Origin of the sequence: Vibrio sp. VGrn 2, from assembly GCF_009361695.1 — a bacterium.
Classification (GTDB): Bacteria; Pseudomonadota; Gammaproteobacteria; order Enterobacterales; family Vibrionaceae; genus Vibrio; species Vibrio diabolicus.
Genome location: NZ_RBWD01000028.1, coordinates 14,436 through 27,626, shown reverse-complemented (window position 1 = coordinate 27,626; position 13,191 = coordinate 14,436). Strand labels below are relative to the sequence as shown.

Annotated in this window: 18 protein-coding genes; all 18 read left to right on the top strand. The window is 41.6% G+C overall.

What is annotated here, in order from left to right; genetic code table 11:
- Positions 1 to 148 precede the first annotated feature (148 nt).
- The 18 genes from D8S93_RS23795 to D8S93_RS24925 all read left to right on the top strand — a co-directional run bounded on the left by D8S93_RS23795 (position 149) and on the right by D8S93_RS24925 (position 13,066).
- Positions 149 to 643 (top strand): GNAT family N-acetyltransferase, encoded by a 495-nt coding sequence (locus D8S93_RS23795; RefSeq protein ID WP_152815937.1) that lies wholly within the window; start codon positions 149 to 151, stop codon positions 641 to 643.
- A gap of 757 nt (positions 644 to 1,400) precedes the next feature.
- Positions 1,401 to 1,913 (top strand): hypothetical protein, encoded by a 513-nt coding sequence (locus D8S93_RS23780; RefSeq protein ID WP_152815934.1) that lies wholly within the window; start codon positions 1,401 to 1,403, stop codon positions 1,911 to 1,913.
- A 146-nt stretch (positions 1,914 to 2,059) separates the two neighbouring features.
- Positions 2,060 to 2,707: a hypothetical protein gene (locus D8S93_RS23770; protein WP_152815931.1), complete on the top strand. Its 648-nt coding sequence runs from the start codon at positions 2,060 to 2,062 to the stop codon at positions 2,705 to 2,707.
- A gap of 149 nt (positions 2,708 to 2,856) precedes the next feature.
- Positions 2,857 to 3,204: a hypothetical protein gene (locus D8S93_RS23765; protein WP_053809161.1), complete on the top strand. Its 348-nt coding sequence runs from the start codon at positions 2,857 to 2,859 to the stop codon at positions 3,202 to 3,204.
- A 134-nt stretch (positions 3,205 to 3,338) separates the two neighbouring features.
- Positions 3,339 to 3,569, top strand: coding sequence for a hypothetical protein (locus D8S93_RS25140; protein WP_227484029.1), 231 nt, complete (start codon positions 3,339 to 3,341; stop codon positions 3,567 to 3,569).
- Between the two features lie 9 nt (positions 3,570 to 3,578).
- Positions 3,579 to 3,983, top strand: coding sequence for a hypothetical protein (locus D8S93_RS25135; RefSeq protein ID WP_227484028.1), 405 nt, complete (start codon positions 3,579 to 3,581; stop codon positions 3,981 to 3,983).
- Between the two features lie 148 nt (positions 3,984 to 4,131).
- Positions 4,132 to 4,545, top strand: a complete 414-nt coding sequence (locus D8S93_RS23750; protein WP_319803076.1) for an NUDIX hydrolase — start codon at positions 4,132 to 4,134, stop codon at positions 4,543 to 4,545.
- A 138-nt stretch (positions 4,546 to 4,683) separates the two neighbouring features.
- Complete coding sequence (locus tag D8S93_RS23745; RefSeq protein ID WP_319803075.1) at positions 4,684 to 5,100, top strand: hypothetical protein; 417 nt, start codon at positions 4,684 to 4,686, stop codon at positions 5,098 to 5,100.
- A 1,105-nt stretch (positions 5,101 to 6,205) separates the two neighbouring features.
- Positions 6,206 to 6,862 carry a hypothetical protein gene (locus tag D8S93_RS23730; RefSeq protein WP_152815928.1) on the top strand — a complete coding sequence of 219 codons (657 nt, stop codon included), beginning with the start codon at positions 6,206 to 6,208 and terminating at the stop codon, positions 6,860 to 6,862.
- A 169-nt stretch (positions 6,863 to 7,031) separates the two neighbouring features.
- Positions 7,032 to 7,391: a VOC family protein gene (locus tag D8S93_RS23725; RefSeq protein WP_152815925.1), complete on the top strand. Its 360-nt coding sequence runs from the start codon at positions 7,032 to 7,034 to the stop codon at positions 7,389 to 7,391.
- Positions 7,392 to 7,568: 177 nt separating this feature from the next.
- Complete coding sequence (locus D8S93_RS24930; RefSeq protein WP_193621668.1) at positions 7,569 to 7,787, top strand: hypothetical protein; 219 nt, start codon at positions 7,569 to 7,571, stop codon at positions 7,785 to 7,787.
- Positions 7,788 to 8,120: 333 nt separating this feature from the next.
- Positions 8,121 to 8,810, top strand: coding sequence for a hypothetical protein (locus D8S93_RS23715; protein WP_152815918.1), 690 nt, complete (start codon positions 8,121 to 8,123; stop codon positions 8,808 to 8,810).
- Positions 8,811 to 8,904: 94 nt separating this feature from the next.
- Complete coding sequence (locus tag D8S93_RS23710; RefSeq protein ID WP_152815916.1) at positions 8,905 to 9,105, top strand: hypothetical protein; 201 nt, start codon at positions 8,905 to 8,907, stop codon at positions 9,103 to 9,105.
- 168 nt (positions 9,106 to 9,273) lie between these two features.
- Positions 9,274 to 9,870 (top strand): hypothetical protein, encoded by a 597-nt coding sequence (locus D8S93_RS23705; protein WP_193621667.1) that lies wholly within the window; start codon positions 9,274 to 9,276, stop codon positions 9,868 to 9,870.
- 134 nt (positions 9,871 to 10,004) lie between these two features.
- Positions 10,005 to 10,385: a nuclear transport factor 2 family protein gene (locus D8S93_RS23695; protein WP_193621666.1), complete on the top strand. Its 381-nt coding sequence runs from the start codon at positions 10,005 to 10,007 to the stop codon at positions 10,383 to 10,385.
- A 149-nt stretch (positions 10,386 to 10,534) separates the two neighbouring features.
- Entirely contained in the window at positions 10,535 to 10,900 is a 366-nt protein-coding gene (locus D8S93_RS23685; RefSeq protein WP_046874687.1) for a VOC family protein, read from the top strand.
- 163 nt (positions 10,901 to 11,063) lie between these two features.
- Complete coding sequence (locus D8S93_RS23680; RefSeq protein WP_227484027.1) at positions 11,064 to 11,510, top strand: hypothetical protein; 447 nt, start codon at positions 11,064 to 11,066, stop codon at positions 11,508 to 11,510.
- Positions 11,511 to 12,700: 1,190 nt separating this feature from the next.
- Complete coding sequence (locus tag D8S93_RS24925) at positions 12,701 to 13,066, top strand: hypothetical protein (protein WP_039978369.1); 366 nt, start codon at positions 12,701 to 12,703, stop codon at positions 13,064 to 13,066.
- Positions 13,067 to 13,191: the final 125 nt, after the last annotated feature.

The window sequence follows — 13,191 nt, the reverse complement described above, 5'->3', positions numbered from 1 at the left end:
TCGCGACTAACAAACTGCTCAAGAGGGATTCGCAACGCGTGGCATTTTCACTATGCGTTGAATTTAGTGATTAAGGTGGTTTGCGGCGGCTTTGTATTGCGTTGCTCACCCCTTAGCAGGGCGTTATGTGCTTTTGAGGAAAATTGACATGGAAGTAGTAGAAGCGAGTCCAGATTTAGCTCCAATATTAGTGAGTTACGCGAAAGAATGTTTGGAGTCGGGTATCCCTAAATATTCCGGCGTTGAGCAAGAGCCTGGAGCTTATTTATCCGGTTTGGTTGAACGTTCTAAGGCAACTTCTGAGTTACCAAACGGTTATTTACCTAGCACAACTTATTATTGCGTATCTGACTCTGAAATCTTAGGCGCTATTCGAGTTCGTAAAGGTACTAATGCCAACGTAGAAAATGTTATTGGACACGTTGGCTACGAAACTAGACCGTCAGCTCGTGGTAAAGGTGTAGCCTCATTTCTCCTCGCTTGGGTGCGAGACCATATAGTCACTGACTCAGTTATTGTTACTTGTTCAATTGACAATCCAGCGTCCCAAAAGGTTATCGAAAACTGTGGCGGTGAGTATCTTGGCAACTACACAAGTGAAAACGAGGGCACTATAAGGCGCTACCGTTTAGCACGCACATAACAAAGCGTTCAAGAGGGATTCTCAACGCTTGGCAGTTTTGGTTCAAAGTTTAGCTTTTGTGATTATGGCACAATGGTTTAGGTCAGGTGGTGGCGTTGTTCACCCCTTAACGCGGCGTTAGTCGCCAGAAAAAGCTAGCAGTCAAAATCATGTTTCTAAGCTCAAAACTTGGCTACTGGTTGTTTGATTCATAGTTCCATCTTCGACGGTCAAAGCTCAGTTTCATCGGTTCTAAATCAACGCATTACTATTTTCCAAGCGGTTGTTTCGTTCTTTGGTGGTGATAGAGCGGGGTAATCGAAAATCTGTTTTTGGTTGCAAATCTGCTCGGTGAGTTTGTTGGTTTAAAAGCTTATTTACTTGCTGAAAGGACGTTTTCTCTGATGTGGTAAGTTCCACGTGGTTTCAGTGACTTTGTTGAAAGTCCGCACTGTAAGATTGGTTTTCCAAAAGCGCTTTTTTGGTGTTGTCAGTCCGTTTTCTGCGGCGTTGGCTGTTCCAAGTGGTTTCATTGAGTAGCTGCTTTGAGACTACGCCTGACTTAAGTGCATCAAAACACATAAAGCTTGTTGTTCGCAAAGTTTAGTTTGGCTTAAAATTGTCGCTCGGTGCCTCGCGACTAACAAACTGCTCAAGAGGGATTCGCAACGCGTGGCATTTTTACTATGCGTTGAATTTAGTGATTAAGGTTGTATGCGGCGGCTTTAGTATTGCGTTGCTCACCCCTTAGCAGGGCGTTAGGTAGCATAGGTTAATTATGAAAACAGAAGTTGTATTTTATACTAAAGTATTTTCAATAGTCGGCTTCGTAATAGCTCTGTTTGCTATTTATAGATCTTTGGCTTCACAGAAAGATGCGACTATTGAGCTTTTAAGAGAACAGCTTAAGTCTCGAGACATTACAATCCAAGAGCTAAAGGCACTTTCCCCTGATGAACTAGCTAAGTCTCTATCAGATCGAGTGGACATCATGATGTCAGAGATCGAAAGGCTGCGAAGTGATGACTCTCTTAATCAGGACCTAATTAATAAGAAAGAGTCTGAATTAGCTTTGGTTAGAGCTGAAGTTTCCAAATTATCCGGAATCATGGAAGAGTATAATTTAGTCTGCCCCAGTTGCTCAGCTCCTTTATTGCGTCGTGATTTTCATACTGTTTATGGTTACTGCGGCGATAAGGAAATGGAAGCTGACATTGAATATGTCGAGTTTGAATGTGGTCTTAGTATGAACGATGGAAGTGTAACTACACCTTGTGAGAATGCTCCCTAACAAACTGTTCAAGAGTGATTCGCAACGCGTGGCATTTTTACTATGCGTTGGTTTTAGTGGTTAAGGTGGTATGCAGCGGCTTCGGTATTGCGTTGCTCACACCTTAACAGGGCGTTATCTCTCTTCAATAGTTCAGAGAATGAATCATGGAAACAGTAAAGATTTTTTTGCAAATAACTACGTTGTTTGGAATCGGAAGTATATTTTTGTTTCGAAAGTTTTTGTTTTCCTATTCATCAGAAAAAGGAAAAAATCTAGCGACAAAAGAAGATATTGAAGACATTACTCGTAAAGTTGAAAGTACTAAAAATGAGTACATTGCTGATATTGAAAGATTAAAAGTAGAGTTGTCACTTGTTTCAAGAAAACACGATATCCTTTTAGATGAAAAAATAAGAGTGTTTAAAAAACTACAAAAAAGGCTTGTGGACTTTAAGAAATACTGTGAAGCAGCAATTGGTTCTTATGACAGCCGAGGCGATTTTCATATGACTTTAGAAGCCTTGGATGCAAATATAGATAAATCCGCTTTGTTACACCTAACAGCCCTGCACGAAATAGAGCAAGAAGACTTCATCTTCCTATCAGAGATCTCAAAAGCAATACTTTCTGAACTTCACAACAAGTGTTCGATGATGTGTAGTATGGAGTTAGCCGTGTGTGCTAACAGTGAAGACAAGGATATCATTGAGAGTACTATCCCAGTCTATGAGGCGGCAATGGTAAATATTGATCTATGTCTTCAAAGTTTGTACGAAGAGTTAGAGTTTCCGTCAAAAGAAAAAGAGAGATAACAAAGCATTTAAGAGTGATTCCCAACGCTTGGCATTCTCAGTTCAAGGTTGGGTTTCGTGTTTACGGTGCAAAGGTTTAGGGTTAGGTGGCAGCGTTGCTCACACCTTAATGCGGCGTTATGCGCTTGCAGAAATGGAGATAATCAATCATGGAAGATTTAGCTAATTCATTAAGAAGCTCTGGCATAAAAGTCAAAATTAAAAAAGGAAAAATTGCAGTTAGGCTTGACGGACTTTCAAATCCGGTTTCGATAATAAAAGATATATCTGCTGATGAGTATAAAGTGAAAACTAATGATTCGATTTTATCGATAATTGCCAGTCTTTTACTATTTAGTGGTCTGTCAGGTATTTATGAGTTTAGTGGTAATACCTTGATAAATATTGCACTTATCTCCGTTTCTATATTGTCTTTTGTTACAGTGTTACTTACAGAGTTTAAGTTGATTAGATTACGCGCTACCGTAGTTGCGTTCAATCGTGGAGAACGCGCATAACAAATTGTTCAAGAGTGATTCGGCACGCGTGGCATTTTTACTATGCGTTGATTTCAGTGGTTAAGGTGGTATGCGGAAGCTTAGGTATTGCGTGCCTCACACCTTAACAAGGCGTTAGGTATTTAGAGGTACTTGTGAAAAATTACGAAGCGCTAATTCGTCAGCTACCAGTTGAAGATCATGCGATCTCAACGAAGTTATCGACTTGGCTAAAATATAAAGATGAAAACCCAGAAGTTTGGAAAATTATCACATCTTTGTTTGGTGGAAAATCCGAATTAAACTTGCGTAGGCAGGACCTTAAAAAGATTGCGGGTAGTCAAAATTACAAAAAATTAGTGATAGCTACAATCATGTGGGGTTAATCCTCAGGGATGAGAGGGAATAACTTTTTAAAGGTTCTGGGTCAACTAGATGTCATCACTAGCTTGTTGAAGTATGCAGCAAAAGGAATTGATGATTGGGAATCCCATTACGATCAAGTCAAAGCTATTGATGGGTTAGGTTTATCTACATACTCAAAGTTTCTTTATTTTATTGGTGGTGAAGTTGAGGGGAATAAAGCACTTATTCTAGATGTTCGGGTTATTCAAGCTATCAAGACCGAATTGTATAGAGAGTTTCAGTGTATGAGGAAAATAACTTACACCAATGCTCCGGTGCTATATCCGGAGTATCTAAAGGTAGCGAGTGATTTTGCGAAGTCCACAGGTTGCTTAGCCGAACAAGTTGAAATGTTCTTGTTTGTTTTTGGGCAAAACCTGAAACAACATACCTAACAAAGCATTTAAGACGGATTCCCAACGCTCGGCATTTTGGGTTTGCTTCAACTTTAGTGTTTACGGCACAATGCTTTAGGTTCAGTGGTCTGCGTTGCTCACCACTTAATGCGGCGTTAGGCAACTTGGTGGCCAGAAGGAGTATAGAGTGAATAAGGAAGTACGAGTAGGTGTGGCAGCTGTAGTGTTACGTGAAGGGCGTATTTTACTTGGTGAGCGAATTGGGTCTCATGGAGCCCATACTTGGGCAACTCCAGGTGGGCACCTTGAAATGGGCGAGGGCATAGAAGAATGTGCTCGGCGTGAAACACTAGAAGAAACGGGCTTAGTTGTAGAGGCTTTCAAGAAATTAAGTTTCACCAACGATATCTTTGAAAAAGAAGGCAAACACTATGTCACATTGTTTGTCGTAGCTTCTTGCTCTAGTGGAGAGCCTCGGGTCACGGAACCAAATAAGTGTAAGCAGTGGAAATGGTTCGAACTAGACAATCTACCTGAGCCACTATTTCTGCCTTTGGCTAATTTATTACAAGACCCCGTTAGCATCGGAGAATTTGCCTAACAAGGCGTTTAAGGCAGATTCCCAACGCTTGGCGGTTTGTATTCTAAGTTGGGTTTAGCGTTTAAGGTGTAATGGTTTAGGTTAGGTGGTAAGCGTTGCTCACTACTTAACGCGGCGTTATGCTCTTAGGAGGAAGTTGTGTTTCTCAGGGAAAAAGAGAAAGCTTTGAATAAAGGTGCAATTTTAATCGGCACTATGGGTATTATCTGTATTTCTATTGCTCCAGGAAGCTTATTTGTAGCGCTAGGTTTGAGCTCAATAGCCGCAATTAGCTTATTACTGCAGCAAAAATTTTCGGATAAAAGTGGTCTTTACAGCATTGAGGTCCTAGGTGGGCGTATTACTCTTAAACTTGGCAGCAGTACACTTTGGCATTTGAATGTATGTGATGTTGAATCTTCTTATATAAGTTACTCAAGGGACGGCACAGTGCTCAAAGAAATTACTTTAAAAACAGCGAACGACAGTTATGTATTACCAAAACTTGAGTGCTTTGAAACTACCGAAGTTTCGCTGCTTGTAAGTTTTGTGCAAACCCTAAAAGAACGAGCATAACAAATTGTTCAAGAGTGATTCGGCACGCGTGGCATTTTTACTATGCGTTGGTTTTAGTGGTTAAGGTAGTATGCAGCGGCTTTTGTATTGCGTGCCTCACACCTTAACAAGGCGTTAGTACTGGATGGGCATCAAAGGTTAAAAGTTTCGGTGTTTATTGGTTTCTTTTCTTTGCTGTACACCTGGTCAAATGTGCCTTTCACGTTCTTTCCGGTGGCACTATATGAGTTGTGTTCGCGTTGATTTCACCGTTTACGGTTTCTAACTTTCGGACTATTTCGCTGGTGTGGCTTCTTTGGTGCTGGGAAATCTCGTCAAACACTGAGTTTCTTTGGCGCTGGCGTTTAGTTCTGAAGCCCGTCTTCTTTGCTAACTTGAAAACGGTAAAAATAGGTCAGTTAAGCAAGTTTTTCTTCTCGCCAACTTGTGTTTTGAGAGTGAGTTCTAGTTTGGCAGTTGTCCCTTTGGCGTCAGCGTTTTAAGCCATAATTTTCGTGCTATATTTCAATATCTTGGTGTGTGCCAAAGGCTTTAAGGGCAGCGTACTAACAAACAATTCAAGAGGGATTCGTAACGCGTGGCATTTTTACTATGCGTTAATTCTAGTGATTAAGGTGGTATGCGGCGGCTTCAGTATTGCGTTGCTCACCCCTTAACAGGGCGTTATTTCCGCAACGGATCTCTCAGGCTGAATGTACGTGGTTGTAGCCTAAGAGTGAAAGTGGCGGGGTAATAGGTGGGAAAAGCGGCGAAAAGGGCGAATATTGGTCATTTCCATGCTAGCCTTAAAGCGCTTTAAGCGCACCTTAATATGGCGCAGCAATTAAAGAGTGACGCTAAAGCGATTTAAGGTAGTGAGCTGCCAAATACTTCGGCTTCGATTTTTGCCTGCATACCGAAAATTTCTCGTCATATCAAAAGATTAGGCGTAAACATAGCCGACTTTAGTTGCGGAATAACAAGACGTTCAAGCCGATTCGAAACGCATTGGGGTTTTAGTGCCCAAATGGGCACGGATTTATCAGAGTTTATTTTAGGTTAGGGTGGATCTGCGTCTCTCACACCTTAACTTGCGCGTTAGGCGAAGAGGGAATGATTCAGAGTTATGGACTTATCAGAAACTGATTATATTGATTTGTCAGATCAAATGGCTGAAATGCTGTTGAATGCGGGGCCTGAAATAACTTTTGAATGGTTGATAAGCTTGTTAGCTCAACAAAGGCCAGAATTAAAATCTTCAAACTCAAAACTTGTCGCATACACAGGCTGTTCTAAAGCGTTAGACTGGTTAGAAGACAATGTATCTTCTCCCGTAACCACACATTGGGGGGAAGGCGCGGCTCTATTAGGCGTGCCTTGGGAAAGAGTTAAACATTGGCTGACCCAAGATAAAAATCACAAGATCATGGGATTAGATGCTCTGTACGCATATAGGCTGCCAGCACCAAATATGGCGCCTTTTTCTCAAATTGCTGCCCCTGTACTTGAAAATATGCCTTCTGTAGTGGAGTTTGAGTTAACACTTCTAGAAGCTAGAAAAGTGGATTCCAATCCTCGTATGCGCCAAACGATTGATGCAATATTAAAGTACAAAACTGAAATACTGAGTGATAGAGAAAGAGGCGTAGAGGTTGCGCATTTACCGGCCTTATTCGTAAATCCTGAAGGGTTTGGGGAATCAGGTGAAGTCATGGCTGCACATAACAAGGTTTTAGCCGATATTAAAGATTCAATTAAGAAAATAATAGGTGGTGCACAGTAGTTAGCAATCGCCTAACAAAGCATTTAAGAGTGATTCCCAACGCTTGGCATTTTTGATGTCATCGTTAGGTTCTGTGTTTACGGTGGTGTGGTTAGGTTCAGTGGTCGCGTTGCTCACACCTTAATGCGGCGTTATACGCTTATCAGGGCAATCAACAAGGAGCAAGGAAATGAATCAGCATGAAAAACTTAATTATGTTGAGTTTGGTGCAAAAGACTTAGAGTTGACAAAATCATTCTTCTCTTCAGTTTTCGGTTGGGAGTTTGTCGACTACGGACCTGAATATACAGCTTTTTCAAATCAGGGATTAGACGGTGGCTTCTTCAAATCTGATTGCTGCAACCAAACTAATACGGGTGGAGCACTTTTAGTATTCTACAGCTCTGACATTGAAGGTACTCTAAAGAAAGTCGCTCAAAGTGGTGGTGAAATCATTCGCCCTATATTCGAATTTCCTGGCGGTTGCCGTTTTCATTTTCTAGAACCAAGTGGTAATGAGTTCGCAGTTTGGTCGGAAGCCCGCGTATAACAAAGCATTTAAGAGGGATTCACAACGCTTGGCAGTTTCGGTTTGAATCGGCTTTAGTGTTTACGGCACAATAGCTTAGGTTGGGTGGTGGCGTTGTTCACCCCTTAATGCGGCGTTAGCTTACAGTCTGAAAAATCAAACTCATATAGCTGATGTTAGGTAGGGCATATCGTAAAAATGAGCAATCTGATTGGCAAATATTTTGGTTGTATCAGCGGTAGTCATTTACATTTTTTAGCGGTCATTCTTACTCTGTGCGGTCATAATGTTGCTTGGGCTTGGGCTTGGGCTTGGGCTTGGGCTTGGGCTTGGGCTTGGGCTTGGGCTTGGGCTTGGTTTGTTGGTGATAATTTCAGTTCCGCCTCTGCCTCATTAATGGCAAAGTTTTGTTCTTGAAAGCAGCAAATCCAATACGAGCCTTGTCGGGTGAAGTTCCGAGAGTCTCCACGCTTGGCGGTTTTGGCTAAGCTCAAGTTAATGCTAAGTTCATCGCCTGAAGTTCTCGGCTATGTTTATAATTTCGACTTCACGTTTAATATCAAAGTAAGTTATTGTTTTAGTTTGGAATACTCGGAAAGTAATAAGCTAACAAAGCGTTAAAGACGGATTCACAACGCGTGGCATTTTTCGTTTGCTTTGGCTTTAGTGTGTACGGCACAATATTCTAGGTCGGAGGTCTGCGTTGCTCACCACTTAACGCGGCGTTAGCATTCAATAAGGAGAAACAACTTGGTATCGGTATCTTGGGCAGCGATTACAGCATTTTTGGTAGGTGCTTTACCAGTTTTTAAGTTTCTTAACGATTGGTTGTCTGCTCGTAATCAGTTTCGGGTAAAAAATCTAGAATTCTTCTATCAGTGTTTTGAATCTGAAACGAATAAATCAATGAAACTAGTAGTTGAGCAACAGTTTAAATCGGTTTTCAAGTTGGATGCAGACTTCGATGCAATCGAGGCATTGTTGCTATCCCAAAAACCAAGTAATGCAATCCAGTTGTTCAGAAAGTGTAAAGCGTATGTAGTTGTTAAAGATAAGTCCTTCGTATTATCAGAGAAGTACAGGAGTCCTAACATTCGTCTACGTGAGTATATCTTGAAACCAGTCAAAAACTTTATTGGTTATTTCGTTACAGCAATGCCTGCAGTATATTCCGTAATGTGGCTATATGATGAATTACTTGCTTTACATGTAGGTGAAGTTGCTTTGTCTTTCACATTTATAAGTAACGTTTTTGTAGTGTTGATTGTATCGATAACATTAACGATATTGGCATTCATCAATGTTACTGACACAACTAGTATCAAATATGCAGATCTATTAGTCAGTCACTATGATCCTGACTTTGAAGGTTTGGAGCTTGGTGTAAAAAAAATGCTAACAAGGCGTTTAAGAGGGATTTGGCACGCGTGGCATTTTTAGTATGCGGCGAGTCCTGTGTTTAAGGCGCTATGCAGAATCCTATGTGTAGCGTGCCTTCACCCCTTAACGCGGCGTTATGTTTCAGAGAGTAATTATGGCGAACTTATATAGTGTTTTTGAGTTAAAGCACCCGATTAGTGTTGATAGAACGGCACTTGGAAAGTCATACCCAATCAAACTCGGTGGGGTCAACGGTGTGATTCATATGCCTCATTTACCTAATTGGGCGGAGGATGAATCAGACCCACTTTGGAAACTCCTAACCCCGCCTGAGCCTGCTATTGGTTGGAAGTAAGGCGCAGAACCTATATTCTGGGGCAGGCCTAATCGCTATCCTTGTGGTCATTCCAGTGTACATAACATATTACTTCAGTTTCACGCCAATGATGCTGAAGTAGATAGTAAGCTGATTTATGAAGCATTTGTATCATGGTTGAATTTATTACTTGATTGCTTAGAAGTGATGTCTAATCAAAACGTTCGTATTGAACAGACATTGAATTCATATGGCGATAATTTTCATCTTTTTCAATGGGATGAAAATGGAAAGAAACAAGGGATTTCTGAAAACAAGCTAATTACTATCTGCCTTGATAATTGGCAAAAAAATATCACACATGCACAGTTCCTGGAAGCATGTTCTTTAGCGTCATCTGGAGCGCCATTAAAGTTAACTTATAAGCTCTACTTAGAAGCTAATCGTGCATTTTTGCAGAAAGATTATCGTAAGACTGTAATCGAGTGTGGTGCAGCAATTGAAAATGCGTTAACCGAGTTAATTTCGCTTGAGCTTTCTACGCGTGGTCTATCGTATGAAGAGATTGGTTTGCGTCTAAGTCATCCAAGTAACAAAACCCTTGGCGGACGCTTTAACTTGGCTGATTCCCAACTCCACTTAAACTTATTGCAGCAAGAATACCGTTATCGAGAATTATTAGTTGAACCGAGAAATAATGCTGTGCATGAAGCTGAGTTCGTTTCACAACAAGTCGCTCGTAAAGCAATTGATTATACTTGCAAATTACTAGCTCAAATAGCGCCTCAGCTGCAAGAAACATAACAAACTGTTTAAGAGTGATTCGCAACGCGTGGCATTTTTACTATGCGTTGTGTTTAGTGGTTAAGGTGGTTTGCGGAAACATCAGTATTGCGTTGCTCACACCTTAACAGGGCGTTAGGTGCTTGGAGAAAATCATGAACTCAAAGGAAGTCGTCCTAGCTTTTTGGGATGCGATGAAAACAAATGGCTTTGCCAAAGCAAGCGAGTGGCTTAGCCCAGACTTTGAGGGTTTCTGGCCGCAGTCTGGTGAACTTATTATTGGCCGAGACAACTTTACGGCTATCAATTCCTATTACCCAGCGAATGGTATTTGGGAGTTTACAATTCACTCTGTAGTTTGCGACGGTGAAACAGTTGTCACTGATGTATCAATTACAGATAGTGTCCAAAAAGCACGAGCTATAACTTTTCATACCGTTGAAAATGGCTTAATAAGTAAGCAAAAAGAGTTCTGGCCAGACCCAATGGAAGCACAGGCATGGCGGGCAAAATGGGTCAGATTAGTGCAAGATTAAGCTACGCACCTAACAAACAATTTAAGAGTGATTCGGCACGCGTGGCATTTTTCGTATGCATTGGCTTTAGTGGTTAAGGTGGTATGCGGCAACATCGGTATTGCGTGCCTCACACCTTAATTGGGCGTTAGGGCACAGGGAGGTATATTTTGATTAGTCATATTGATCATATCGTTCTAACTGTAGCGGAAATAGAACGCTCAGTTCAGTTTTATAAACGCGCCTTAAATATGGAAGAACTCATATTTGCCAATGGACGCAAAGCTGTTAAGTTTGGTAATCAAAAGATAAACTTTCAACTTTTAGGGCAGGAGCCGCGAAATCGAGCAAGAGTAGGTTCTGGAGATTTGTGCCTAATATCTACTTGGTCTTTAGATAAAGTTTTGAGTCACTTGTCTGAAGCAGGCATAGAAATAGTCGAGGGTCCTGTTCAGAAATCTGGTGCAAATGGTCCGATTCGATCAGTTTACTTTCTGGACCCAGACTCAAACTTAATCGAGGTCAGCGTTTACTAATTGGAAGTGCCCTAACAAACAATTTAAGAGGGATTCACAACGCTTGGCATTTTTGCTTCTACTTCAAATTTAGTGTTTATGGCACAATGCGTTAGGTTGGGTGGAGGCGTTGTTCACCCCTTAATTGGGCGTTATGAGGCGTCGCTATTTAGCTTAGAGATTTATGATGAAAAAAGGATTTATTTACCTATTGCCTCTGCTTCTCGTTGGCTGCTCAGCGAAAGTTGATAAGCTGAGTTACTTGAAAGTATGGGATGACAAATGGCAAGAGTGCGACAAAATTGGTAAACAAACGATATTAGATTTCCCCAAATCTGAATGGTTTGAAAGCTTGAGCCTTGACGATAAAAGAGAAGTATTCTTATACATTCACTTTCTTAAGGACTATGAGTGCACTCAAGTCGAGGCGAGCAATCTCAAGACTGTGTTAAATGAAGTAGATATCACTACTTTAAATGAAGTCTTAAGAGGTTTTATCTATTTTGAGAAGCCAAGTGATTCAAGAATTCAGCATTTAGACCAGCGACAAGTGGAGGTCTTGTCTGGCGAAATCAGTAGCCCTTTTAATGCCTTATCTACGGCTGAAACAATGGGGCTAGTTGAACACTAGTGAGAGCGCGCCTCACAACAAATTGTTCAAGAGTGATTCGGCACGCGTGGCATTTTTACTATGCGTTGGTTTTAGTGGTTAAGGTGTTATGCGGAAGCTTCGGTATTGCGTGCCTCACACCTTAACAAAGCGTTATTTCCGCAACGGATCTCTCAGGCTGAATGTACGTGGTTGTAGCCTAAGAGTGAAAGTGGCGGGGTAATAGGTTGGAAAAGCGGCGAAAAGGGCGAATATTGGTCATTTCCATGCTAGCCTTAAAGCGCTTTAAGCGCACCTTAATATGGCGCAGCAATTAAAGAGTGACGCTAAAGCGATTTAAGGTAGTGAGCTGCCAAATACTTCGGCTTCGATTTTTGCCTGCATACCGAAAATTTCTCGTCATATCAAAAGATTAGGCGTAAACATAGCCGACTTTAGTTGCGGAATAACAAGACGTTCAAGCCGATTCGAAACGCATTGGGGTTTTAGTGCCCAAATGGGCACGGATTTATCAGAGTTTATTTTAGGTTAGGGTGGATCTGCGTCTCTCACACCTTAACTTGCGCGTTATACGCTACATGAAGAAAGCCTAAAAATTCAGGGCAGTAATCTCAATTCTCAGCGTTGATTTTTGGTTTTTAGGCGTCAGAAATTTCCCGTTTCAGTTCTCGTTTTCTTCGACTCGCGGCTCAGTTTGGGCGTCCTGTTTATCGGTGGTTTTCTTCTTTGGTGCTGATTTTTCAGGGTCAGTTTAGGCTGCGTTTTTCGCTGAGATTCAGCTCTGTGAATTTGCCTTTCTAAAAGCTGGTTTTCTTGCTGAGAGGGCGCTTTCTCTGGTGTGGTGAGTTCACGTGGTTTCAGTGAGTTTGTTGAAAGTCCTCATTGTGAAATTGTCTTTCCAAAAGTGCTTTTTGGTGTTGAAGGTCCGTTTTCTGCGGCGCGGTTTGTTCCACGTGGTTTCAGTGACAAGCCGCTTTGAGTCTAAGCCTGACTTAAGTGCATCAAAGCACATAAAAATCATGGTTTCAAAGTGGGGGCTTGGCATAAAATCTTGGCTTAAACGTTCATGCGTATAACAAAGCGTTCAAGAGGGATTTGGCACGCGTGGCATTTTTAATATGCGTTGGGTTCAGTGTTTATGGCGCTGTGCGGTAGCTTTTGTATTGCGTGCCGGCACCCCTTAACGCGGCGTTATGTGTTCGGAGGAAATCATGGGAAGACGTTACAGGCGAAGATCAAACGGTTCTGCGATAGTCAGTGACTCAGTTTATATAGCGGCTAGGTTACCTTGGTGGGCTGCAATTTGCTTCGGGTTTATATCTTTCCTCATCTTCTACTTCGGCTTTCCTGCATTTCTTGAGAGTAAGGCATCAGAAATGACCGCTAGTGCTTTTTCACAAGCTTTTGAGTCAATCTTCATGCGTCGCATTCACTGGTTTGAATGGCTTGGAATAGCTTGTGGTTTAATTGGTGTGTTTTTTGGTTTTCGTAACTATGCAATATCGTCTCATGCAGGGTATGAAGAGCGTGGGCTAGTTACGTTTCTAGCTAAAATTATCAGTAGAAACATCAACTAACACACATAACAAACTGTTCAAGAGGGATTCGCAACGCGTGGCATTCTTACTATGCGTTGATTTTAGTGTTTAAGGCGGTATGCGGCGACTTCGGTATTGCGTTGCTCACCCCTTAACAGGGCGTT